Source organism: Bacillus sp. RK1064, from assembly GCF_051488405.1.
Taxonomy (GTDB): Bacteria; Bacillota; Bacilli; order Bacillales; family Bacillaceae; genus Bacillus.
Window position 1 is genome coordinate 3,416,590 of sequence record NZ_JBPSCZ010000001.1, and the last position, 24,871, is coordinate 3,441,460.

General features: G+C 43.0%; 25 protein-coding genes and 1 other annotated feature (1 of these 26 cut by a window edge). Of the genes, 22 read left to right on the forward strand and 3 right to left on the reverse strand.

Annotated features, from left to right (window positions below; all coding sequences use genetic code 11):
- Positions 1–55 (forward strand) — a sequence feature (ribosomal protein L20 leader region); it begins 77 nt to the left of the window's first position.
- A gap of 71 nt (positions 56–126) precedes the next feature.
- From infC to ACSSTM_RS17575, 4 genes are all read left to right on the forward strand, one after another.
- On the forward strand, positions 127–642 hold the full coding sequence (gene infC / locus ACSSTM_RS17560; protein ID WP_024425720.1) for a translation initiation factor IF-3: 516 nt from the start codon (positions 127–129) through the stop codon (positions 640–642).
- A gap of 24 nt (positions 643–666) precedes the next feature.
- Positions 667–867 carry a 50S ribosomal protein L35 gene (gene rpmI, locus ACSSTM_RS17565; protein ID WP_003216324.1) on the forward strand — a complete coding sequence of 67 codons (201 nt, stop codon included), beginning with the start codon at positions 667–669 and terminating at the stop codon, positions 865–867.
- 31 nt (positions 868–898) lie between these two features.
- Positions 899–1,258: a 50S ribosomal protein L20 gene (gene rplT / locus ACSSTM_RS17570; RefSeq protein WP_003216409.1), complete on the forward strand. Its 360-nt coding sequence runs from the start codon at positions 899–901 to the stop codon at positions 1,256–1,258.
- A gap of 63 nt (positions 1,259–1,321) precedes the next feature.
- A complete protein-coding gene (locus ACSSTM_RS17575; protein ID WP_034661803.1) occupies positions 1,322–1,588 on the forward strand; it encodes a DUF1294 domain-containing protein in 267 nt (88 codons plus the stop codon).
- A gap of 17 nt (positions 1,589–1,605) precedes the next feature.
- Here the strand turns inward: ACSSTM_RS17575 and ACSSTM_RS17580 are convergent, their stop codons facing one another.
- Positions 1,606–2,010, reverse strand: a complete 405-nt coding sequence (locus ACSSTM_RS17580; protein WP_003216690.1) for a hypothetical protein — start codon at positions 2,008–2,010, stop codon at positions 1,606–1,608.
- 181 nt (positions 2,011–2,191) lie between these two features.
- Here ACSSTM_RS17580 and ACSSTM_RS17585 point away from each other — a divergent pair, with 181 nt between their 5' ends.
- Positions 2,192–3,280 (forward strand): M42 family metallopeptidase, encoded by a 1,089-nt coding sequence (locus ACSSTM_RS17585; protein ID WP_034661800.1) that lies wholly within the window; start codon positions 2,192–2,194, stop codon positions 3,278–3,280.
- Between the two features lie 350 nt (positions 3,281–3,630).
- Positions 3,631–5,427: a carbon starvation protein CstA gene (gene cstA / locus ACSSTM_RS17590; protein WP_437404267.1), complete on the forward strand. Its 1,797-nt coding sequence runs from the start codon at positions 3,631–3,633 to the stop codon at positions 5,425–5,427.
- Between the two features lie 41 nt (positions 5,428–5,468).
- Here the strand turns inward: cstA and sspI are convergent, their stop codons facing one another.
- Positions 5,469–5,690 carry a small acid-soluble spore protein SspI gene (gene sspI, locus ACSSTM_RS17595; RefSeq protein ID WP_003216243.1) on the reverse strand — a complete coding sequence of 74 codons (222 nt, stop codon included), beginning with the start codon at positions 5,688–5,690 and terminating at the stop codon, positions 5,469–5,471.
- A 113-nt stretch (positions 5,691–5,803) separates the two neighbouring features.
- Between sspI and ACSSTM_RS17600 the strand changes: the two genes are divergently transcribed.
- From ACSSTM_RS17600 to pheT, 3 genes are all read left to right on the forward strand, one after another.
- Positions 5,804–6,547, forward strand: a complete 744-nt coding sequence (locus tag ACSSTM_RS17600) for a TrmH family RNA methyltransferase (protein WP_095285553.1) — start codon at positions 5,804–5,806, stop codon at positions 6,545–6,547.
- A gap of 376 nt (positions 6,548–6,923) precedes the next feature.
- Positions 6,924–7,958 (forward strand): phenylalanine--tRNA ligase subunit alpha, encoded by a 1,035-nt coding sequence (pheS, locus tag ACSSTM_RS17605; RefSeq protein ID WP_095285552.1) that lies wholly within the window; start codon positions 6,924–6,926, stop codon positions 7,956–7,958.
- A gap of 15 nt (positions 7,959–7,973) precedes the next feature.
- Entirely contained in the window at positions 7,974–10,388 is a 2,415-nt protein-coding gene (gene pheT / locus ACSSTM_RS17610; RefSeq protein WP_034661791.1) for a phenylalanine--tRNA ligase subunit beta, read from the forward strand.
- Positions 10,389–10,428: 40 nt separating this feature from the next.
- Here the strand turns inward: pheT and rnhC are convergent, their stop codons facing one another.
- A complete protein-coding gene (gene rnhC, locus ACSSTM_RS17615) occupies positions 10,429–11,307 on the reverse strand; it encodes a ribonuclease HIII (RefSeq protein WP_045210067.1) in 879 nt (292 codons plus the stop codon).
- A gap of 179 nt (positions 11,308–11,486) precedes the next feature.
- On the opposite strand from rnhC, the gene zapA reads away from it, so the two are divergent.
- From zapA to trxA, 13 genes are all read left to right on the forward strand, one after another.
- Positions 11,487–11,744: a cell division protein ZapA gene (gene zapA / locus ACSSTM_RS17620; RefSeq protein WP_012010831.1), complete on the forward strand. Its 258-nt coding sequence runs from the start codon at positions 11,487–11,489 to the stop codon at positions 11,742–11,744.
- Between the two features lie 7 nt (positions 11,745–11,751).
- Positions 11,752–12,285 carry a CvpA family protein gene (locus ACSSTM_RS17625; RefSeq protein WP_034661786.1) on the forward strand — a complete coding sequence of 178 codons (534 nt, stop codon included), beginning with the start codon at positions 11,752–11,754 and terminating at the stop codon, positions 12,283–12,285.
- 114 nt (positions 12,286–12,399) lie between these two features.
- The gene (gene polX, locus ACSSTM_RS17630; RefSeq protein ID WP_437404268.1) at positions 12,400–14,112 is read left to right on the forward strand and encodes a DNA polymerase/3'-5' exonuclease PolX; all 1,713 of its coding nucleotides are present in this window, start codon (positions 12,400–12,402) and stop codon (positions 14,110–14,112) included.
- 21 nt (positions 14,113–14,133) lie between these two features.
- Positions 14,134–16,491: an endonuclease MutS2 gene (locus ACSSTM_RS17635; protein ID WP_034662047.1), complete on the forward strand. Its 2,358-nt coding sequence runs from the start codon at positions 14,134–14,136 to the stop codon at positions 16,489–16,491.
- 14 nt (positions 16,492–16,505) lie between these two features.
- Positions 16,506–16,910 carry a DUF350 domain-containing protein gene (locus tag ACSSTM_RS17640; RefSeq protein ID WP_007501637.1) on the forward strand — a complete coding sequence of 135 codons (405 nt, stop codon included), beginning with the start codon at positions 16,506–16,508 and terminating at the stop codon, positions 16,908–16,910.
- Positions 16,911–17,072: 162 nt separating this feature from the next.
- Complete coding sequence (locus ACSSTM_RS17645; protein WP_034661782.1) at positions 17,073–17,528, forward strand: immunity 63 family protein; 456 nt, start codon at positions 17,073–17,075, stop codon at positions 17,526–17,528.
- 101 nt (positions 17,529–17,629) lie between these two features.
- On the forward strand, positions 17,630–19,351 hold the full coding sequence (locus tag ACSSTM_RS17650) for an AMP-binding protein (RefSeq protein ID WP_106038050.1): 1,722 nt from the start codon (positions 17,630–17,632) through the stop codon (positions 19,349–19,351).
- Positions 19,352–19,519: 168 nt separating this feature from the next.
- Positions 19,520–20,104: a TetR/AcrR family transcriptional regulator gene (locus tag ACSSTM_RS17655; protein ID WP_003216590.1), complete on the forward strand. Its 585-nt coding sequence runs from the start codon at positions 19,520–19,522 to the stop codon at positions 20,102–20,104.
- A 26-nt stretch (positions 20,105–20,130) separates the two neighbouring features.
- Positions 20,131–20,910: an enoyl-CoA hydratase gene (locus ACSSTM_RS17660; protein WP_034661776.1), complete on the forward strand. Its 780-nt coding sequence runs from the start codon at positions 20,131–20,133 to the stop codon at positions 20,908–20,910.
- A 31-nt stretch (positions 20,911–20,941) separates the two neighbouring features.
- Positions 20,942–21,715: an electron transfer flavoprotein subunit beta/FixA family protein gene (locus ACSSTM_RS17665; protein WP_060596961.1), complete on the forward strand. Its 774-nt coding sequence runs from the start codon at positions 20,942–20,944 to the stop codon at positions 21,713–21,715.
- A 44-nt stretch (positions 21,716–21,759) separates the two neighbouring features.
- A complete protein-coding gene (locus tag ACSSTM_RS17670) occupies positions 21,760–22,737 on the forward strand; it encodes an electron transfer flavoprotein subunit alpha/FixB family protein (protein ID WP_034661772.1) in 978 nt (325 codons plus the stop codon).
- Between the two features lie 75 nt (positions 22,738–22,812).
- Entirely contained in the window at positions 22,813–24,291 is a 1,479-nt protein-coding gene (locus tag ACSSTM_RS17675) for an alpha-N-arabinofuranosidase (protein ID WP_034661770.1), read from the forward strand.
- A gap of 245 nt (positions 24,292–24,536) precedes the next feature.
- Positions 24,537–24,851: a thioredoxin gene (gene trxA / locus ACSSTM_RS17680; RefSeq protein WP_007501629.1), complete on the forward strand. Its 315-nt coding sequence runs from the start codon at positions 24,537–24,539 to the stop codon at positions 24,849–24,851.
- Positions 24,852–24,871 lie beyond the last annotated feature (20 nt).

A 24,871-nucleotide genomic window follows, 5' to 3' on the forward strand; every position in this document is an offset into this window, starting at 1 on the left:
TTCATGCAAATGTTCGCAGTGTGGGTGTTTTATATGCCCACACTTTTTGTTTGCCTGTAAAACATACAACGAAATGGTCAAAATGAATTGTGAACTCAATTCAAAATCTCATGGAGGTGGCTCACTATTAGCAAAGATCAATTAGTTAATGAAGGTATTCGTGCGCGTGAAGTTCGTTTGATCGGACAAAATGGCGATCAGCTGGGGATTAAAACCCGCCAGGAAGCTCTGGAAATTGCTGCGAAAGCCAATCTTGACCTTGTGTTAGTTGCTGCAAATGCAAAACCACCTGTTTGCCGAATCATGGACTACGGTAAGTTCCGATTCGAACAGCAGAAGAAGGAAAAAGAGGCACGTAAGAATCAAAAAATCATTAGCTTAAAAGAAGTTCGGTTGAGCCCGACAATCGATGAACATGATTTTAACACGAAGCTCCGTAATGCAATCAAATTCCTTGAAAAGGGCGATAAAGTGAAAGCTTCTATCCGCTTTAAAGGCCGTGCGATTACGCATAAAGAAATCGGACAGCGCGTGTTAGACCGTTTCTCTGAAGCTTGCGCTGAAGTAGCAACAGTAGAAACAAAACCTAAGATGGACGGACGCAGCATGTTCCTCATGCTTGCACCAAAAGTCGAAAAGTAAAGTAACAGAGGGAGGAAACATCCAATGCCAAAAATGAAAACTCACCGCGGATCTGCTAAACGTTTCAAAAAAACAGGTTCTGGTAAACTTAAACGTTCTCATGCGTACACAAGTCACTTGTTCGCTAACAAATCTACAAAGCAAAAACGTAAATTGCGTAAGAGCGCAATCGTAAGTGCTGGAGATTTCAAACGTATCAAACAACAACTTGCAAACATCAAGTAATTTGGAATAGGAATCATAGGAGGGAATTACAATGCCAAGAGTAAAAGGCGGAACTGTGTCGCGTCAGCGTCGTAAAAAGGTTCTTAAATTAGCAAAAGGTTATTTCGGTTCAAAACATAGATTATACAAAGTAGCAAACCAACAGGTGATGAAATCTGGAAACTACGCTTTCCGTGACCGTCGTCAGAAAAAACGTGACTTCCGTAAACTATGGATCACTCGTATCAATGCTGCAGCTCGTATGAACGGTCTTTCTTACAGCCGTTTAATGCATGGCCTAAAGCTTTCTGGTATCGAAGTAAACCGCAAAATGCTTGCTGACCTTGCTGTGAATGACCTAAGTGCATTCAATCAGCTTGCTGATGCTGCAAAAGCACAACTAGACAAGTAAGTCATATAAAAGATCATTCCGTCGAGGGGTGATCTTTTTTGCTCATCATGTGAGGTGAAATGAATGAATATCGCGCTGATTCTACTGCTGATCTTGGTAAATGGCTATGGTTTTTTTCTCATGGGAGAGGACAAGCGCCGGGCAAAAGCGCATAAATGGAGAATTTCAGAGGCGCACTTATGGAGTGCTGCCGTGCTTTTTGGGGCTGCTGGATCGTATCTAGGGATGCAGTATTTCCGTCATAAAACAAAGCATCCTGCCTTTCAAATGGGCATGCCGGTGTTAATCATGGTGCAGTTGATCATATTAGGATATATAAAGTTCATCTGAAAAAGGAGCAGACGCCATCAAGACGGCGTGTCTGCTCCTTTTTTTTGTTTGATTTTTTTAATGGGCTGATCCCAATCAATTTTTGTTTGAGGATAACGTTCGATAATGTTTTCCTCCAATTTTTCAAAGTCTTCTAATGTAAATTCACTTAGCTTCTCGGGTGACTCCGTCCAAACGTAAATGGAGTGGACAAACAGAGGATGATCCTTAGAAGGAACATGCTTCTCCCCTTCAAACAAGACACCTTTATAGACGAAATTAAAATTTTTGCGCGCATTTTGCTGTTCGTCCATAAAATAAAAGCCTTCTTTTAATTGTGCTTGTTTCAGCTTTCTTCTCGGATTTGAGAAGAATTTTACCGCCATGTAGAAGATGTAGACAAGCAGTGCAACAAGAGCAAGTCTAATGAGGATTACAAACATGACAGGATGCACCTCCAATATACCGTTATCTGATGTACTACGAATGAAAAGCCCAAAAGGTTTCAACTTTTTTTAAAAAAATATTTCGTTAAACGAAAAAATATTCATAAAAAGATCGTATTGAACGAAAGAGGTTTTGTATAATAAGAATGCACCATGAAGATAAAGGAGGATAAATGGAATGACAAAGCTAGATCAAACATTAACTATGCTGAAAGACCTAACGGATGCAAAAGGGATTCCAGGAAATGAACGTGATGTCAAAAAAGTCATGCAGACATACATAGAATCATATGCAGATGAAGTCTCTAGTGACCGCCTTGGCAGCTTAATCGCTAAGAAGGAAGGAAACGCAAACGGACCTAAAATTATGCTCGCTGGTCACTTAGATGAAGTAGGATTCATGGTGACAAAAATTGATGACAAAGGCTACATTCGCTTCCAAACAGTCGGCGGCTGGTGGTCACAGGTCATGCTCGCGCAGCGTGTCACCATTGTAACGAAAAAGGGAGACATCACAGGTGTGATTGGCTCAAAGCCGCCGCACGTCTTGTCACCTGAAGCTCGAAAAAAATCGATTGAGATTACAGATATGTTTATTGATATTGGTGCATCAAGCAAAGAACAGGCAATGGAATGGGGCGTGCTGCCTGGAGATCAAATCGTTCCTTATTTTGAGTTTACAGTGATGAATGATGAAAAAATGCTCCTTGCAAAAGCATGGGACAACCGTATCGGCTGTGCAGTAGCGATTGATGTCATGAAGAACTTACACAATGCTCAGCATGAGAATATTGCTTACAGTGTTGCAACTGTACAAGAGGAGGTTGGCCTGCGTGGTGCCAAAACAGCAGCGGCTACGATCCAGCCTGATATTGGATTTGCCATTGATGTTGGTGTAGCAGGAGACACGCCAGGCATCACTGAAAAAGAAGCAACAAGCAAGCTTGGCAAAGGACCAACGATTGTTGTATTTGATGCTTCGATGGTATCCCATAAAGGGCTTCGGGATTTTGTTGTCCAAACAGCGGATGAATTGAACATTCCTTATCAATATGACTCAATGCCTGGCGGTGGGACAGATGCTGGCGGTATCCATTTAACAGGTCATGGCGTGCCATCACTATCTATCGGTATACCAAGCAGATATATTCATACCCATGCAGCGATGATTCACCGGGATGATTATGAAAATGCAGTGAAGCTTTTAACAGAAGTGATCAAAAGACTTGATCAAAAAACGGTTGAGCAGATCACGTACGGTTCTTAATAGGTAAGCCTTTCCTCAGTATAGGGGAAAGGCTTTTTTATTCCATTGAATTTCCCAGGAAATGAACGTTGTTTTTTGATTACGTCAAAAGAACTGTTTTTAACAGAAGAAGAAAAAATATTCTAGTGAATAAGGCACATGTGATCTGGCTTTTATTTTTGTAAGATGAAAGCAATAAAAAGGACAGAGCCTAAAGAACGCCCTGTCAAAAGAGAGTTTATGGAAGTAGGTGAAGCTAACTTAAGAATAAACATATTATTCTTATTTGTCAACTTGGTTTTAAAAGAAAGAAAAATCAATCAATTTATGTTATATTTGTAACAAATTGTTTGTGCGAAGGGGATGGTTAAATGAATGCGGTTACAATTGTCATAGGATCTATGTGTATTTTAGCGATTGCCTATCGTCTTTATGGCACATTTATGATGGTCAAGGTATTAAAGGTGACAGACGATCATCCTACACCGGCTCACACATTAGAGGACGGGAAAGATTATGTGCCAACCAATAAATGGGTCACATTTGGGCATCACTTTGCTGCGATTGCAGCGGCCGGTCCGTTAGTGGGTCCGATTTTAGCCGCACAATTTGGGTATTTACCGGGTCTCCTTTGGCTGTTAATTGGCGCAGTGATTGGCGGAGCTGTACATGATCTTGTCGTCTTATTTGCGTCGATGCGAAAAAAGGGGAAATCATTATCAGAGGTAGCAAAGGAAGAGCTAGGACCTGTAGCAGGATTTTGTACAGGGCTTTCGATGCTGTTTATTATTACGATCACAATGGCAGGGCTGTCTATGGTTGTGCTTCATGCATTAGAACGTAACCCTTGGGGAACATTTGCAGTCGGAATCACGATTCCAATTGCGATGGGGGTTGGTCTTTATTATAAAAAGACAGGCAATTTAAAACTTGCCACAACTGCGGGATTTATTTTGCTGATGGTTGGTGTATTCCTTGGGCCGAATATTCAAGGAACGGCACTTGGTGATCTTTTAACACTTGATACAAAAACGCTTGCTCTTGCCCTGCCGATCTATGCTTTTTTTGCTGCGGCATTGCCGGTTTGGCTGCTGCTCGCACCGAGGGACTATTTAAGCAGCTTTATGAAAATAGGTGTTTTTATCGCATTGATTGCCGGAATCTTTGTCGTCAATCCAACGATTCAATTCCCAGCCTTTACGGAGTTTGTGAATGGAGGAGGCCCGGTTTTAGCTGGTCCTGTCTGGCCTTTTATTTCGATTACCATTGCTTGCGGGGCCATTTCTGGTTTCCACGCATTTGTTGGGTCAGGGACTACGCCTAAGATGCTTGACCGCTGGAGCGATATGAAGCCTGTCGCGTTTGGCGCAATGCTAGTAGAATGTCTAGTTGGCATTATGGCGTTAATTGCCGCTACGGCTCTTCATCCAGGAGATTATTTTGCGATTAACAGTACGCCAGAAGTGTTCCGAACGCTCGGGGTGAGTGTCGAGAACCTTCCGCAGCTGAGTAAGGAAATTGGTCTTGATTTAGAAGGAAGAACGGGTGGAGCTGTGACATTAGCTGTAGGGATGGCGTATATCTTTACGGGAATTCCGTTCTTTAGTCATTTAGCGTCTTATTTTTTCCAATTCGTCATTATGTTTGAAGCTGTCTTTATTTTAACCGCTATTGATGCTGGAACGCGTGTGGCGCGATATTTGATTCAAGACTTCTTTGGCGAAGCATATAAACCGCTTAAACGAAATGACTGGGTACCTGGGTCGGTGTTTGCAAGTGCGCTTGCTTGTTTTATGTGGGGATACTTGCTTTACTCTGGAGACATCGGGTCTATTTGGGCATTGTTTGGTGTATCGAACCAGTTAATGGCATCAGTCGGCTTAATCATCGGAGCAACCGTTGTATTAAAAATTGCAGATAAAAGGCGGTATATGCTGACTTGTTTAATTCCACTTGCTTACTTATATGTGACAGTGAATTATGCAGGCTATTGGATGGTAGCAAATGTATATCTTAATCCTGAGGCATCAGGTTACAGCGTGCTGAATGCGGTGCTGTCAATTATCATGCTGATCTTAGGATTTGTGATCATTGTGTTTGCGATTAAAAAATGGGTCGAAATTTGGCGTGATCCAGCGCTTCGGATGGAAACACCGATCACTGGCTAAATGAAAAAGCCGGTTTGCTATGATAAGCAAACCGGCTTCTTTTATTGCTGCTGATGAGGCTTTAAGCCTTGCTCTAGTGTCTCGAGGATCTCGTTCTTCTCGTTTTCTGATGCTTCTTGCCATAGCACCTCGAACAACACGCCAAGGCCTGGCAGCATTTTTTCCTCGCCGCTTTGAATGGCATCTAAAATCGTATGTTCAAGCTGCTCTTGATTATGGCCAGTGATGTTTTGAATGACTGCGCCTCTTAAATTAAAATCCATTGCCCACACTCCTTTTTTGATGGTAATAGCCCTATTCTGTCTCAAAGACAGGTTTATTATGTAGTGTGCATGAGATATAATAAATTCATGATATTTAAAGGAGTTAAAATCACTTGAAATATATAGAATCAGCTAAAAACACAAACATTAAACAGTGGAAAAAGCTCCATGCGAAAAAAGAACGTACGAAAACGGGGCTGTTTCTCGTTGAGGGAATACACTTAGTCGAAGAAGCATTGAAGAGCGGAGTTGTGAAAGAATTAATGGTCACATCGCCTGATAAGCTTCCTTCTCATATCGATCCTGACATTGAACTTTATGAACTGAGCGAAGAAGCCTTTTCTGCCATGACCGAAACGGAAACGCCTCAGCACATCGCGGCGGTTTGTACAGTTCCTGTATTTGAAGAAAAGAAGTATGAACGACTTCTTCTGTTAGATGCAGTACAGGATCCAGGAAATTTAGGCACACTCATTCGGACAGCAGATGCCGCTGGTCTTGATGCTGTGATCTTAGGTGATGGAACAGTCGATGCGTTTAACGGAAAAACGCTCCGTTCAGCACAAGGATCGCATTTCCACCTGCCAATTTTAAAGCAAACCCTTCAGCAGGCAATACAAGCATGTAAGGAGCAAGGCATACCTGTATACGGAAGCGCCTTGAAAAATGCGAAAGCGTATAGAAGCGTAACGGCAGAAGGTCCTTTTGCATTAATTGTTGGCAATGAAGGAGCAGGTATTGACCAAGAGATTCTGCAAATGACAGACCAGAATTTATATGTGCCGATGTATGGTCAGGCAGAATCATTAAATGTGGCTGTTGCAGCGGCAGTTCTCGTCTATCATTTGCGTGGATAGTGTTGCAACATGCGCTTATTTTCACTATAATGAAAATAATATTTTAAAAACCATGATAGAGGAAGATTGTTTCAAGAAGCGGCCTTAAAGGGAGAATGCATCGTAGACTGAAAGTGCATTTAAGGAATGCTGAAACAGGAATTCACCTCTGGAGTTGTCACCGGGACCGCAAGCTTTGCGTAAAGGTGAACCGGATTCGTTTGATTCCGTTATGTCAATGAAGCTTATTCGCACATGCATTTGTGCTCAACAAGGGTGGTACCGCGACCACAACTCGTCCCTTCTTTTTTAGAGGGACGGGTTTTTTTATTGTCTTCAAACGATCAAACAGCCGTTTATCCAGGCGGTTTTGTATATCAAAAGGAGGATTACACTCATGCAAGAAACGTTAAAACAGCTTGAAACAGAGGCGATAGCGAAGGTTGAAGCAGCTAGCTCGCTCAAAGAAGTTAATGATATTCGTGTTCAATATTTAGGGAAAAAAGGCCCGATCACAGAGGTGCTTCGTGGAATGGGCAAGCTCTCCGCAGAAGAAAGACCGAAAATGGGCGCACTCGCAAACGAAGTAAGAGAGCAGATTGCTGGTGCTATTGCTGAAAAAAATGAGCAGCTGGAAAAAGAAGAAGTGAAGAAGAAACTTGCGTCTCAAACGATCGATGTTACATTGCCAGCAAGTCCAATCAAAATGGGGGCAAGACATCCATTAACGATTGTTGTGGAAGATATTGAAGATTTATTTATTGGTATGGGCTATACCGTTGAGGAAGGTCCTGAGGTGGAAACGGATTATTATAACTTTGAAGCGCTGAATCTTCCAAAGGAGCATCCAGCACGTGATATGCAGGACAGCTTCTATATTACCGAGGATACACTGATGAGAACACAAACGTCACCAGTTCAAGCACGTACACTCGAAAAATATAAAGGACAAGGTCCTGTGAAGATCATCTGCCCTGGGAAAGTATATAGACGAGACAGTGATGACGCAACTCATTCACATCAATTCATGCAGATTGAAGGGCTTGTTGTCGATCACAATATTAGCATGAGTGATCTAAAAGGAACGCTTGAGACAGTCGCAAGAAAAATGTTTGGTGAAGATCGTGAAATTAGACTGCGTCCAAGCTTTTTCCCATTCACAGAACCATCTGTCGAAGTGGATGTGTCTTGCTTTAAATGCGGCGGAAAGGGCTGTTCAGTATGTAAAGGAACAGGCTGGATTGAGATTTTAGGAGCAGGGATGGTTCATCCAAATGTCCTGAGAATGAGCGGATTTGATCCAGAAACTTACCAAGGCTTTGCTTTTGGAATGGGTGTTGAACGTATTGCGATGCTAAAATACGGCATTGATGATATTCGCCATTTCTACACAAATGATATTAGATTCACAAAGCAATTCAAGCAGGACTAAGAGGAGGAAATCAACATGTTTGTTTCATATAAATGGTTAGAAGACTATGTCGATTTAGAAGGCATTCAGCCGGATGAATTAGCAGAAAAGATCACAAGAAGCGGAATTGAAGTGGAAGCCGTTGAATATAAAGGAGAAGGCATCAAAGGGGTTGTCGTTGGACATGTCATTGAGCGTGAACAGCACCCAAATGCGGATAAATTAAACAAATGTCTTGTTGATATCGGCGAAGACGCTCCAGTGCAAATTATTTGCGGGGCTCCGAATGTGGATAAAGGACAATATGTGGCCGTCGCAACGGTTGGCGCAGTCCTTCCAGGGAACTTTAAAATTAAAAAAGCAAAGCTGCGTGGCGAAGAGTCTCATGGCATGATTTGTTCTCTGCAAGAATTAGGCGTAGAAAGCAAACTCGTACCAAAGGAATATGCAGAAGGCATTTTTGTTTTCCCAAATGACGTCAAACCCGGAGATGATGCTCTTCAGGCACTTCAATTAGACGATGCGGTACTTGAGCTTGGTTTAACACCAAACCGTGCGGATGCCCTGAATATGCTCGGTGTGGCCTATGAGGTTGCAGCCATTTTAGGGAGAGACATCAAACTTCCTGATACAGCACATGACACCTCTTCAGAAAAAGCAGCAGACTATATCTCTGTGAAAATTGAGGATCAAGAAGCAAATCCACTTTATGCAGCGAAGATCATTAAAAATGTAAAGGTTGGACCAGCACCGCTTTGGATTCAAACAAGATTGATGAATGCAGGCATTCGACCAATTAACAACGTCGTCGATATTACAAACTTTGTACTGCTTGAATACGGTCAGCCGCTTCATGCATTTGATTATGACCGCTTTGGTTCAAAGCAGGTGGTCGTACGTAAAGCGTCTGATAGCGAAATCATTCAAACACTGGATGAACAAGAACGTACATTGTCATCAAAGCATCTAGTGATCACTAATGGGACGAAAGCGCACGCTGTAGCAGGCGTCATGGGCGGTCTTGAATCTGAGGTGCGTGATGAGACGACAACGATTCTTTTAGAAGCGGCATATTTCAACGGTCAAACGGTCCGTCAAGCATCTAGAGACTTAGGGCTTCGCAGTGAATCAAGCACACGATTTGAAAAAGGACTTGACCCGCAGCGTACAAAACCTGCAGCCGAAAGAGCAGCGCAATTGATCAGTCTCTATGCAGGTGGTGAAGTGCTAAGCGGGACTGTGGAGGAAAACCACCTTGAAGCAAGTATGAATGTCATCCACGTATCAACTGAGCGTGTGAATAAGGTGCTTGGCATGAGCATTTCAAAAGAAGATATGATGCAAATTTTCAACAAACTTGGTTTTACAGTGGGCGAATCAAATGACGTTCTTGTCGTAACGGTTCCTTCTCGTAGAATGGATATCACGATTGAAGAAGACCTCATTGAAGAAGTTGCCAGATTATACGGCTATGATAATATTCCGTCTACACTGCCTGCGACAGCTGGTACAGTTGGCGGTCTCACGCCGTACCAAGTGAAGCGCAGGAAGGTCAGACGTTTCTTAGAAGGCGCAGGTCTTTCTCAAGCGATCACGTATTCATTGACAAATCAGCATAAGTCTACAGCTTTTGCACTGAATCCAGCTTATAAAACGAGACTTTCCCTGCCAATGAGTGAAGAACGAAGTGTGCTCAGACAAAGTCTACTGCCAAACTTACTTGATTCTGTTGCATATAACTTGGCAAGACAAGCTGATTCCTTTGGCTTTTATGAAACGGGTTCTGTGTTCTTAGCAGAAGCTGAAGGAGAAAAACCAGTGGAAAAAGAGCATGTCGCTGGTGCGCTGACAGGCTTATGGCATAAAAATCTTTGGCAGGGCGAGAAAAAAGCCGTCGATTTTTATGTAGCGAAAGGAATTGCAGAAGGTCTATTTGAAAAGCTTGGTGTATCAGACCAAATCACATATGTTCAAGCAGAGCGTGAGGATCTTCATCCAGGCCGTACAGCAGATGTTCATTTAAATGGAAAAGTCATTGGGTTTGTTGCTGCACTGCATCCAGTCATTGAAAAGGAATTAGATTTAAAAGAAACATATGTCTTCGAGCTTGATTTAACAGATGTGATGACGTCTGAATCGAAGGATATGAAATATACAGCGATTCCGAGATTCCCTGCTGTGACAAGAGATATTGCACTTGTTGTAGATCAGCATATCTCAAGCGGACAGCTGGAGCGGGTCATCTATGAGGCAGGCGGGGATTTATTGACAGACCTATCCGTCTTTGATGTGTATGAGGGTGAACATATGGAAGAAGGCAAAAAATCCGTTGCATTCTCTCTCCAATATTTAAATCCGGAGCAAACATTGACAGAGGAAGAAGTGACGGCTGTTCATACAAAAGTATTGAAAGCATTAGAAGATACGTATCAAGCCGTCTTGCGCGGTTAAAGAAAAAAAGAGCTATGGCCTTATGGGCCTTAGCTCTTTTTTATAACCATTTTTTCGCTTTTTGTGTGTTGGCAAAATGCAGCTTTGTAAATTGACGTAAAGCATCTTCGCCGTGCAGCTTGATGAGCTTCGCTGCCGCCTTGTCCACATGAGGACCGGCTCCTTTTGGAATGTCAAAGCCTGCTGCTTTTGACAACTTATCCATTTCAATTAAAAAGGCGTACCTTGCAATAATGGAAGCCGCAGCAACTGACAAATGAATGCCTTCTGCTTTTGTGCTAAAGTACGTCCGCTCCCGAATGATTTTTTTCCCTGCAAGATGCTTGAAATAAATGCCCGGTTCTGCAAATTGGTCAATCAAAATGGCTTCGGGCTGCTTCCCGTCTAGTTTTTCTAGCACAGAGGTAATGACTTGGTTATGAAGCAGCGCCTTCATTTTTCCTTGACTCATGCCCTTTTCCTGCATCGCATTGTACTTTTCATTTCGGAGCACGAGAAGGCTGAACGGAATGGTTTTGATGAGATCTTTGGCAATATTGATAATCTGCGGGTCCTTTAGACCTTTTGAGTCTTTTACGCCAAGCTCTTTCATGAGAGCAAGCTGGCTGGCATCAACATAGGCGGCACAGACCGTCATCGGTCCAAAATAATCACCTGTTCCTACTTCATCTGAACCGATGACGGACATAGAAGCAATTCCTGACGGCGGACTGTATTTTGTGACAGCAGGTGCTTTTTGACTTTTCGTATCAGCTGCTTTTAAATGGCTGAATTGACTGGCTTCAGCTTCTGCCTTTTGTCCTTGAAACAGCACTTTTCCAGATCGATAGGCTGTAATCGTACAGCCAGGAACCTTTGCTTGAAAAAGGGCGCCTGGTGGTAAAGTATCAGTTAAGTGGTGCGCATACGCGCTCTTCATCTTTTTAAGGTCTTCTGATGTTGCTTTTAAGACGGATTGGGGCACAGTGGTTAACTCCTTTTTACCTTGATATCATTGATTTCTAAAGTGTACCATAACAGGGAAGGGCTCGTCTTTCCATTCAATGTCTAAACATGTTATGATAGAGACTAGGATTCTCGTGGAATGGAGGAGAAACGTTGTCTGACGGCGGTAAAACGAAAACAACAGTTGAGATTTACGGACAGTCCTATACGATCATCGGTCAAGAAACGAAGATGCATATGCGACACGTTGCTTCAATTGTTGATGATAAAATGAGAGAAATAAATGAAAAAAATCCATACCTTGATATAAACAAATTAGCTGTACTGACAGCAGTCAATGTCGTCCACGACTACTTGAAATTAAAAGAGCAATACGAAAAACTAGAGATTCAGCTTAAAGAAAAGGAATGAAATTACCGTGATCGATATCATCATTTTGTTTTTGCTTCTTATGGGAACGCTTGTCGGTCTAAAACGTGGGTTTATTCTTCAATTGATTAAATTGATCAGCTTTGTTGTTTCTATCTTAGTGGCTTCCATGTTTTATCAGTCACTTGCACCACAGCTTACGTGGATTCCAGCGCCTAATTTTAGCGGCGGTCAAGCGCAGCTCGCTTTCTTTAGTGGGAATCTAGAAACAGCTTATTATAATACCATTGCGTTTATCATTCTGTTTATCTTGACCAAAATCCTGCTCGCCATCATTGGCGGATTGCTCACAACCATTGCGAGTATACCTGTGATTAAGCAGGTCAACAAACTGCTTGGCGGTGTTTTAGGATTTCTTGAAACCTATCTATTTGTGTTTATTCTCTTGTTTGTCGCTGCATTACTTCCAGTCGATGCACTGCAAACAATGATGAGCAAATCCATATTAGCAGATGTGATCGTAGGCAACACCCCTTATCTGTCCAGTCTTGTCAAAGACTTATGGACGACGTATGGAGTTTAAAAACTTCTCCTTTCTTGGAGAAGTTTTTTCTCATTCCATGACAGAAAGTTGTAGGATGAAGGAAAAGTTTGTATATTTATAAAGGAAGATGCCAAAGCGGCTGGAGGATGAGAGATGAATAAAAAAGATATTATCAAACTTCTTGAAACAATTGCAGTATATATGGAGCTGAAAGGAGATAATCCTTTTAAGATTTCTGCCTTTCGTAAAGCAGCAGCGACACTGGAACAAGATGACCGCAGCCTTTCTCAAATAGATGATCTATTAGCATTACCCGGCATTGGTAAAGGAACCTTTGCTGTGATCACTGAGTATATCGAAAAAGGACAATCAGAAACACTGGAACAATTAAAAAAGGAAGTGCCTGAAGGACTTGTCCCGCTCTTAAAATTACCAGGACTTGGCGGGAAGAAGATCGCTAAGCTTTACCAAGAGCTTGGCGTCCACGATGCACAGTCGCTAAGAGAAGCATGCGAAGCGGAAAAGGTACAAGCACTTGCTGGCTTTGGCAAAAAAACAGAAGAAAAGATTCTCGCGGCTCTTGAGGAAGCGGGAAAGCAGCCGGAACGACTGCCAATTGGCTTTGCATTAGATGTGGCAGAGCGGATTGATCATGCGCTTGAAGAGACGAAAGGTATCATCCGTTTTTCAAGAGCTGGCAGTTTAAGACGTGCACGTGAAACTGTGAAAGATTTAGATTATATCATTGCGACAGATGATCCTGAGCAAGTAAGAGAGCAGCTCGTTGCACTTGATGATGTGAAAGATGTCATCGCAAGCGGTGATACGAAGGTATCTGTCATTCTTGCCCTTGATTTTGAGATCAGTGTGGACTTCCGGCTTGTGACATCAGACCAATTCGCGACTACGCTGCACCATTTCACTGGCTCAAAAGATCACAATATTCGAATGCGTCAGCTTGCGAAGGAACGCGGAGAGCGCATTAGCGAATATGGTGTGGAAACGATTGAAACTGGAGAAGTGAAAACGTTTGAAGACGAGAGCGCTTTTTATGCGCATTTTCAACTTCCGCTCATTCCGCCAGAAATTCGTGAAACCGGAGCGGAGATTGATACGTATAAAGAAAGTATGCAGTTTGTAGAACTGAAAGATATCAAAGGCGACCTTCATATGCACTCGACATGGAGTGACGGAGCATTCTCTATTCGTGAAATGGCGGAAGCATGTATCGCAAAAGGCTATGAATACATGGCCATTACAGACCACTCGCAATATTTAAAAGTAGCCAACGGTTTAACAAAAGAACGTTTGCGTCTGCAAGCTAAAGAAATTGACAAGCTTAATCAGGAATTCGAGCATTTTCACATTTTCAAAGGGGTCGAAATGGATATCCTGCCGGATGGATCGTTAGATTATGATGATGACTTTTTAAAAGACATGGATTTTGTCATTGGGTCTATTCATTCTAGCTTCTCTCAGCCGGAGGAAGTCATTATGGAACGCCTTGAAAATGCCTTGCGAAATCAGCATGTCGATTTAATTGCACATCCAACAGGCCGTTTGATCGGCAGACGGGATGGCTATGCCCTAAATATAGATCAGCTCATAGAGCTTGCGAAGAAAACGGGCACTGCACTTGAGCTCAACAGTAATCCGTCAAGACTTGATTTGAAAACAGAGCATTTAATGAAAGCAAATGAAGCGGGTGTGAACATCATGATCAATACAGATGCGCACAACATCGCCATGCTGGAACATATGGAAGTCGGTGTAACAGCTGCAAGAAAAGGCTGGACACCAAAAGCAAATGTCGTGAATACTTTTACTCTAAACGAGATCAAAAAGTTTTTAACGCGTGACAGGTAGTCGTTAGGAGGCTGGACCATGCTGCAACAAAAAGTGTTAGCATCATTAGAATTTCATAAAGTAAAAGAAAAAGTGATGTCCTATACCGCATCCACATTAGGAAAAGAAAGAGCGCAGGATTTAACACCTCTGACGGATATAGAAACCATTCAGCATTTGCTGGAAGAGGTAGCAGAAGCACAAGATGTGATTCGCTTAAAGGGGTCTGCGCCATTTGGCGGGTTAACGGATATTAGACGCGCAGTGAAACGGGCAGAAATCGGCAGTACATTAAGCCCATCTGAGCTGATGGAAATCGCAGGACTATTATATGCGGTGAAAAATATGAAGCACTTTCTCACGTCCATGTATGAAGATGGAGTAGACATACCGCGCCTTCATACATATGCTGAGACGCTGATATTACTGCCTGAAATCAGAAAAGAAATCGAAAGCTGTATTGGTGATAATGGAGAAGTGCTTGATCATGCAACCCCTGCACTTCGTTCATTGCGCATTCAATTACGCTCACTAGAATCAAAGGTTCGTGATAAATTAGAATCGATGATTCGTTCACAATCGGCTTCGAAAATGCTGTCAGACACAATTGTCACCATTCGTAATGATCGGTTTGTTATTCCGGTGAAACAAGAGTACCGCTCGAATTACGGCGGAATTGTTCATGACCAATCATCATCTGGGGCAACACTTTTTATTGAGCCGCAAGTGGTCGTGGATGTAAATAACACCTTGCAGCAAACCCGTTTAAAAGAGAAGCAAGAGGTTGAAAAGATCCTCCAAATGCTGACAGAGAGCGTGTCAGAGCACATTGGGGAACTGCTTCACAATGTAAAGGAGCTGCAGACGCTAGATTTTATTTTTGCTAAAGCTAAATATGCAAAGGCAGAAAAAGCCACAAAGCCTGCTGTGAATGATCAAGGAGAGATCTATTTAAAACGAGCAAGACATCCTCTATTGCCTCGGGATCAAGTTGTCGCAAATGATATTGAGCTCGGCAAAGATTTTTCAACGATCGTGATCACTGGACCAAATACAGGGGGGAAGACAGTTACTTTAAAAACGCTGGGTCTTCTGACGCTGATGACACAGGCGGGCCTCCATATTCCAGTTGAAGAAGGCTCTGAAGTGGCTGTGTTCGACCAAGTCTTTGCTGATATTGGAGACGAACAGTCCATTGAACAAAGCTTGAGTACGTTCTCATCTCATATGGTCAATATTGTAGATATCTTAAAGCATTTGACATCTAACTCACTCGTGTTATTTGATGAATTAGGGGCAGGAACAGACCCAGCTGAAGGTGCGGCACTTGCGATGAGCATTTTAGATGAAGTGCATCAAACTAATGCACGCGTCATCGCAACGACTCATTATCCCGAGCTGAAGGCATATGGGTATAACCGGGAAGGCGTCACGAATGCAAGCGTGGAGTTTGACATTGAAACTTTATCACCAACGTACCGCCTGCTCATCGGTGTGCCTGGACGAAGTAACGCATTTGAAATTTCCAAACGTCTTGGTTTGCCTGACCACCTCATAGACCGGGCAAAAGCAGATATGCATGCAGAGCATAATGAAGTAGACCAAATGATTGCGTCATTAGAAGATAGCAAGAAACAAGCAGAAGAAGAACTGCATGAGACAGAAGTCTATAGAAAAGAAGCAGAAAAGCTTCATAAAGAATTGCAAAGACAAATTCTTGAATGGAATGAGCAAAAGGACAAACTGCTCGAAGAAGCTGAACATAAAGCGAAAGAGAAAATTGAACAAGCATCAAAAGAAGCAGAAGATATCATTCAAGAGCTCCGTTCGATAAAAAGTGAACACCGCTCATTCAAAGAGCATGAACTCATCGATGCGAGAAAGCGTCTTGAAGAAGCGGTACCTGAGTTTGACCGGAAGAAAAAGCCAGAGCCAGCGAAAAAAGCAGTAAGACAGCTGAAGTCAGGCGACGAAGTCAAAGTGCTCACCTTCGGGCAAAAAGGAACGCTGCTTGAACAAACAGGTGACAAAGAATGGAGTGTCCAAATGGGCATTCTGAAAATGAAAGTAAAAGAAAAAGACATGGAATTTATCAAATCAGCACCTGAATTTAAGCAAGAAAAAGCCATCACGGCAGTCAAAGGGAAAGATTATCATGTCTCGCTTGAGCTCGATTTAAGAGGAGAGCGTTATGAAAATGCCTTAAGCAGAGTCGAAAAATATTTAGATGATGCTGTATTAGCTGGTTATCCGCGCGTGTCGATTATTCACGGAAAAGGAACTGGCGCCCTCAGAAAAGGGGTTCAGGAATTACTGAAACAGCACCGAAGTGTGAAAAATGCTCGTTTTGGCGAACAAGGTGAGGGAGGATCAGGCGTCACCATCGTCGAATTAAAGTAAAAAGGAGAAAACGCATGAAAGCCTTTTGGGAAAATGAACTTGTGGAAATTGCCGCCTATTACAGCGTGGCCGTCCTGTGTCTCGTCTTATTTCTAACCATTTTTGAACTCGTCACCTCCTATAAAAACTGGGAAGAGATCCAGCGGGGGAACTTAGCTGTTGCTATGGCAACAGGCGGGAAGATCTTTGGGATTGCGAATGTGTTTCAGCATTCCATCGCACAGCACAATTCCCTTCTTCAAATGGTTGGATGGGGCGTATACGGCTTTGTGATGCTGCTTGTCAGCTATTTCATTTTTGAATTTTTAACACCGCGATTTAAAGTAGACAAAGAGATTGAAAATGATAATAGAGCGGTCGGGTTTATTTCACTCATCATTTCAGTTGGGCTGTCTTACGTAGTAGCAGCCGGCATTTAAGGAGACGACATGGAAAAGCTAGCAAAAGTATTAATCGTAGTTGCCTGCACTTTTGCGGTCATTGGTGCCGTTTATCTGTTCCTGTGAAATGAAAAAAACAACGTTAGAAAGCTGTCAGGGAACCCCTTGGCAGCTTTTATCTCATCAAAGGCGGCGAATGACATGAAGCACATTCTGCAAAAAGACGAACTGATCAAGCGTATTGATACATGTCTTCAAATGACATCCCTTCCAAGAGACATATATGAACCGTATATTGCACGTCCATTTCAAACGTCAGGATTTTTTGATGATTTGAGTCCCTATATTCAGATCGATTCAAGTGGTTATATCCTCATTCAATATGAACGAGGGATGAAAATGCTGCATAAAAGAACAAAAGTGGCGGATGAAGTCATTTACTGGATTTTAGAAGACATCATTTTTCTCACGGTTTACATTGACATGATGAGGAAGCATCAAGTCGACAACATCCAGACGCATTTACCGAATGACCCTAGTATCCATCAACAGATCGTGGAAAGAGTCAACGAGTCATTTCGTGCAATCAGCGGTTTATGTGAACAGTGGCATCATGAAGGAAAAAGAGCCTCTATAGAAACACCGGCGAAAAAGTAAACGTGTGCAATTGAACCAAGCTCTATTAGAAAAAAGCAAACTGTCCTAAGGAAAAGTTTGCTATAATAAAATAGTACGAAAGTTCAGGAAGGAGGGTTTTTATGCAGTCAGATAAACGTTGGCTTCTGCATTACCCGAATCAAATTCCCCACGAACTCACCATCCCAAATGAAACATTACAATCTTACTTATTCAGCTCCGCAGAGGCTGCACCTGAGCATACAGCCATTCATTTTCTAGGAAAGAACATCACCTATGAACAGCTGCAAAAAGACGTATTGAAACTAGCCAGTCATCTGATGAAAATTGGCGTAAAAAAAGGCGACAGAGTAGCGATCATGCTGCCGAACTGCCCTCAATCGGTCATTTCTTATTATGCTGTTTTAATAGCAGGCGGCATCGTTGTTCAAACAAACCCGCTTTATACGGAGAAAGAACTGGAATATCAAATGGAGGACAGCGGCGCCAAAGTGCTGATCACGCTAGATCTGTTGTATCCAAAGGCTTATAAAATGAAAGCGCTGACAAGTATAGAACACTTAATCATTACCAAACTACAAGATTATTTACCATTCCCGAAAAACATACTGTTTCCTATTGTGCAAAGAAGAAAAAATAAAATGGTCATCCAAGTGGAGAAAAATGACACCATTCATCACTTCTCGCAGATCACGAAAGAATCGGCAGGTGAACAGCAAATTCCCGCACTTGCCTTTGAGCCGAAAGAGGATGTCGCTGTTTTGCAATATACAGGCGGAACGACCGGTTTACCAAAAGGGGTCATGCTCACACATGAAAATATTTTAGCGAATACTGAAATGTGCGCTTCCTGGATGTACAAAACGACCAGGGGGAAAGAACGCATCCTTGGCATCATTCCGTTTTTTCATGTATACGGAATGACGACCGTCTTAAACCTTGCTGTCAAAGAAGGGCATCAATTGATTCTTCTTCCACGCTTTGATGTCGCAGATACCCTCAAAACCATTGAAAAACAGAAACCGACGCTATTTCCAGGCGCACCAACAATGTATATCGCCTTGCTGCATCATCCGAACATTGAAAAGTATGACCTGTCGTCCATCACTGCATGTCTAAGCGGCTCAGCGGCACTTCCTGTAGAAGTCAAACAAAGCTTTGAAAAATTAACAGGAGGACGCTTAGTGGAAGGGTATGGTCTTTCAGAAACCTCACCCGTCACCCATGCTAACTTTTTATGGGGAGCGAACAAAACAGGCAGCATTGGCTGTCCGTGGCCTAATACAGATGCCGGTATTTATTGCGAGGAAACTGGAGGCCTCAAAGAACCATATGAGCATGGAGAAATCATTGTCAAAGGGCCGCAGATCATGAAGGGATACTGGAATCAGCCAGACGAGACAGCGGCTGTATTACGAGATGGCTGGTTTTTCACCGGAGATATAGGGTATATGGATGAGGACGGTTTTTTCTATATCGTCGACCGGAAAAAAGATGTCATCATAGCGAGCGGCTATAATATTTACCCAAGAGAGGTCGAAGAAGCCCTTTATGAGCATGAGCTTGTACAAGAAGTCGTCGTCGCAGGTATTCCAGATCCGTACAGAGGAGAAACAGTGAAAGCATTTGTTGTGCCGAAAAAGGGTGCCTACTTAACAGAGGATGAACTTGATCGCTTTGTTAGAACGAGAATTGCCTCATTTAAAGTACCGCGCGTGTATGAATTTAAAGATTCACTGCCTAAAACAGCCGTCGGGAAGATTTTGCGCAGAGTATTAATTGAAGAAGAAAAAAGAAAGCACGCTTCTTCATCTGAAACGCCTGCCGATCAACCGAAAACATAACGGTCTGCATCATCCGGTCCACCGGCCGGATGATTTGAATGTTGACCGCCTGCTCTGTTATGCTAAAGGTGGAAAAGAAAGAAGAAGATCACTTGACAAATCGCCCGTTTCTTTTTAACATAAAGTTATGAATGAATACTCATTCAATTTAGAAAGGGACGAAGCACATTGAAGCAGAAAAGACCGAAGTACATGCAAATTATTGATGCAGCAGTTGTGGTGATTGCAGAGAACGGCTATCATCAATCACAAGTTTCAAAGATTGCGAAACAAGCAGGGGTAGCAGACGGAACCATTTATCTTTATTTCAAAAATAAAGAGGATATTTTGATCTCATTGTTCAAAGAAAAAATGGGACAATTCATCGAACGAATGGAAACAGATATTCAAAAGAAACCGTCGGCGAAAGAAAAGCTTTTACTGCTGATTGAGGAGCATTTTCGTATGCTTGCGCAAAATCATCATTTGGCTCTTGTGACACAGCTTGAACTTAGGCAGTCAAACCTTGAGCTGCGGCAAAAAATCAATGAGGTGCTGAAAGGGTATTTAAATATGCTCGAGTCGATTTTAGCAGAAGGAAAGAAAACAGGAGAATTCAGACAAAATCTAGATGTCCGCTTAGCGAGACAAATGGTATTTGGGACGATTGATGAAACCGCGACAACATGGGTCATGAATGATCAAAAGTATGATCTTCCTGCACTCGCAGAAAACGTACGTGATCTACTCTTAAACGGAATTCATCAATCTTAAAGACAATGTGAAAAAGGATGATTGACATGGAAAAGATACTTAGCTTACATCATGAAAGGCAAACAGCGCTCATCACGATTCAGCATCCACCAGCAAACGCCTTATCTTCTCAACTTCTCACCGAGCTTAATGACATGTTTGATCAGCTCGAACAGAATGAAGAAGTAAGAGCCATTGTGATCCACGGGGAAGGAAGATTTTTCTCAGCAGGTGCTGATATTAAGGAATTTACGACGTTACAGGAAGAGTCTGACTATTCAAGCCTTGCAGACAGAGGGCAGCAGGTCTTTGAACGGATTGAGCAATGTCCAAAACCAGTCATTGCCTCGATTCACGGAGCTGCATTAGGCGGGGGCCTTGAGCTTGCAATGTCTTGTGATATCCGAATCGCAACAAAAGATGCGAAGCTTGGACTGCCGGAACTAAACCTCGGCATCATTCCAGGATTCGGCGGCACGCAGCGCCTGCCGCGCTATGTTGGTTCGGCTAAAGCTCTGGAAATGATGGGTACAGCTGAACCGATTACAGGTGAAGAAGCATTCGCCTGCGGACTTGTTTCAAAGCTGGCAGAAACAGAGGAAGAGGCGCTTGAAGAAGCCAAAACACTTGCGGCAAAATTTGCAACGAAAAGCCCAAAATCACTCGAGTATGTGCTGGATTTATTGAACGCAACAAAATTGTATTCATATGATGGCGGAATGAAGCTGGAAGCCAAAAAGTTCGGTGAAATTTTCCAATCGAATGACGCCAAAGAAGGCATCCAAGCCTTTATCGAAAAGCGCAAACCGAACTTTAAAGGGGAATAAGGGATTCAAACGAAACAAGGGGGAGAAATGGATGAATATATTTGTTTTGATGAAGCGTACGTTTGACACGGAAGAGAAGATTTCCATTCAGTCTGGTGCAATTCAAGAAGATGGAGCAGAGTTCATTATTAATCCTTATGACGAGTACGCCATAGAAGAAGCCATCCAGCTTCGTGACGAGCACGGGGGAGAAGTGACCGTTGTGACAGTTGGCAGTGAGGATGCGGAGAAGCAGCTGAGAACAGCGCTCGCTATGGGCTGCGATCAAGCCGTTTTATTAAATGTGGAAGACGACTTAGAAGAGTGGGATCAATATTCAGCTTCTACGATTCTTTACCACTATTTAAAAGACAAAGAGGCTTCCTTAATCTTAGCAGGGAATGTGGCAATTGACGGGGGCTCTGGACAGGTTGCCCCGCGTCTTGCTGAATTACTTGGTTTTTCATATGTCACAACGATTACAAGTATTCAAATTGACGGCGGCTCTGCTTCGATTGAACGAGATGCAGAAGGTGATGTGGAAGTGATTTCTGCCGAGCTTCCGCTTGTCGTCACTGCCCAGCAAGGACTCAATGAGCCTCGCTATCCATCATTACCAGGCATTATGAAGGCAAAGAAAAAGCCTTTAGAAGAAGTGGAACTGGATGATTTAGATCTTGATGAAGACGATGTGCCATATAAAATCAAAACAATTGAACGTTTCTTACCGGAGAAAAAAGAGGGGGGCAAGGTGCTCAGCGGTGAGCTTCAGGATCAAGTCAAAGAACTGACAGATCTACTAAGAAACGAAGCAAAGGTCATCTAACTATCCACTTTACGATATCACGAGAACAAGGGGGAACTTGAAAGATGAGTAAAAAAGTTGTTGTACTTGGAGAAAGTCGTGACGGTAAATTAAGAAATGTGACATTTGAAGCCATTGCTGCCGCTCATCAAGTGGCAGATGGCGGTGAAGTCATTGGCGTGTTAATAGGGGATGACGTCAAAGACCAAGCGGATGAACTGCTTTACTATGGAGCGGATCATGTCATGATTGTGGAGCATCCGCACCTTTCATACTATACGTCAGATGGTTTTGCGCAGGCGCTTCAAGCGATATTAGATCAGGTTGACCCAGATGCCGTACTCTTTGGCCATACGTCTATCGGAAAAGACTTGTCGCCGAAAATAGCTGCACGCTTGCAGACTGGCCTAATTTCAGATGCGATTGATGTAAGCGTTACCGGAGAACACCTCGTTTTCACTAGACCGATTTACTCTGGTAAAGCCTTCGAAAAAGTGATTTCAACAGATCGTCTGCTTTTGGCGACCATACGGCCAAACAACGTGGCACCTCTTGAGCGGGATGCCTCACGAAGCGGAGAAATAACACCGGTTTCTGTCGATATTCAGAACCTGCGAACGATTGTGAAGGAAGTCATTAAAAAAACGTCAGAAGGTGTAGATTTATCTGAAGCAAAGGTCATCGTCGCCGGGGGACGCGGGGTCAAGAGCAAGGAAGGGTTTGAACCACTGAATGAACTCGCCGAAACGCTGGGCGCAGCAGTCGGTGCTTCGCGTGGCGCCTGTGATGCAGACTACTGTGATTATGCCCTGCAAATTGGGCAAACAGGCAAGGTCGTCACACCTGATCTCTATATTGCGTGCGGGATATCAGGGGCGATTCAGCATTTAGCCGGAATGTCTAACAGTAAAGTCATTGTTGCGATTAACAAAGACCCAGAAGCCGAGATCTTCAAAATTGCCGATTATGGAATCGTCGGTGATTTGTTTGAAGTGGTACCGCTTTTGAATGAAGAGTTAAAAAAGATGAATATCCACTCGTAACGCTCATACACTCAGAATGCCTAGGTATTCTGGGTTTTTTTGTATGTAATCAATAAACAAAGGAGCGGTTGACAAGTGAAGGGGACAGTAAAAGTCAATGACGTGATCGGACGTATTTCTAAACACATCTATGGACACTTTCAAGAGCATTTAGGAAGAGGGATTTATGACGGGATTTGGGTAGGAAAAGATTCATCGATTGATCATATTGAGGGAATTCGTACCGATGTGCTAAAGGCCCTTCAAGCATTACATATTCCGGTGCTTAGGTGGCCAGGCGGCTGCTTCGCAGACGAGTATCATTGGGCAAATGGTGTAGGTGATCTCAGTGAACGAAAGCCGATGGTGAACACTCATTGGGGCGGCACGGTTGAATCCAATGCATTTGGTACGCATGAATTTATGAAGCTGTGTGAGCTGCTTGAATGTGAGCCTTATATTTGCGGGAATGTGGGAAGCGGGTCTGTTCAAGAATTAGCAGAATGGGTCGAGTACATCACATTTCCAAAGGGAACACCTATGTCTGATTGGCGTATTCAAAATGGAAAACAAGAACCTTGGAAGCTGACCTATGTTGGTGTAGGCAACGAAAGCTGGGGCTGCGGCGGAAATATGACGCCTGAATACTATGCAGATTTATATAAACGTTATCAAACGTATGTGAGAGAGTTTGCGGGTCAGACGATATACAAAATCGCGTGCGGCGCAAATTCAAATGACGTGAATTGGACAAAAATATTAATGGAGCGGGCCGCACCTTGGATGGATGGACTCAGTTTGCATTACTACACTGTACCTGGTACGTGGGAGAAAAAAGGGTCAGCGACTGAATTTGATGAGGATGAATGGTTTATCACGTTGAAAAAAGCCTATGAGATGGAACGGCTTGTCGTGGATCATGGAGAGATCATGGATCGTTATGACCCAGACAAGCGAATCGGGATGATTATTGATGAATGGGGAACATGGTATGACCCAGAGCCAGGGACAAATCCTGGGTTTTTGTATCAGCAAAACACACTAAGAGACGCCCTTGTTTGTGCCCTTCATTTTCATATATTTCATCGTCATTGCCAGCGGATTCATATGGCGAATATTGCCCAGACGGTCAATGTTCTGCAAGCAATGGTGTTAACGGAAGACGAAAAGATGCTCCTGACGCCAACGTATCATGTGTTTCACATGTTTCAAGTGCATCAAGAGGAAGAAGCACTTGAAGTGGAGTTTGTGTCAACGCCTTATGAACGCAGAGGAGAAAAAATACCTCAGGTTAGTGTGTCAGCTTCGCGTTCGTCAGATAAGATGCATATTAGCTTCTGTCACCTGAATCCGCATGAACAAAACGAAGTATCCCTTGCCATTGAAGGTTTGGATGCTCAAACGAAAGTCACGGGCCGCGTGCTGACAGCGGACCGCATGAATGCGCACAACACATTTGATGATCCTCATGCTGTCCAGCCAGCAGAGTTTCAGCAATTTGCTGTAAAACCCGGTGAATTAACCATAGATCTGCCGCCAATGTCGGTGGTGATGATCACGGTCGATCTGGCTTGATCGCATATTTAGATGTTTGATGAGCAGGATGTTGGGGCATCATACATTGTAAATGAAGCGGAAAGGGAGTTATTTATATGCTTAGAACGATTCTCATGATTATCGGTGCAATTGTTGTCATTGGTGCGATTGTACGGTTTGTTTTTTAATTCATTTCATAAAAAATGATTCGTAAGCATTTCATTCGCAAGTCACATTGGTAGATGCTATACTAAAAAGCATAATTTACATTGGAGGAATGAATAATGGCAATCGTAAAAGCGACTGACGCAACATTTTCACAAGAAACTGCAGAAGGTGTTGTTCTTGCGGACTTTTGGGCACCATGGTGCGGACCATGTAAAATGATTGCTCCAGTTCTTGAAGAACTTGATCAAGAAATGGGCGACAAAATGAAAATTGTAAAAATTGATGTAGACGATAACCAAGAAACTGCTGGTAAATACGGCGTGATGAGTATCCCAACACTTCTTGTTTTAAAAGACGGTGAAGTGGTAGAAACATCTGTTGGTTTCAAACCAAAAGAAGCACTTGCTGAACTTGTCAACAAACATCTATAAACCTGTCTATGCCTGAGCGG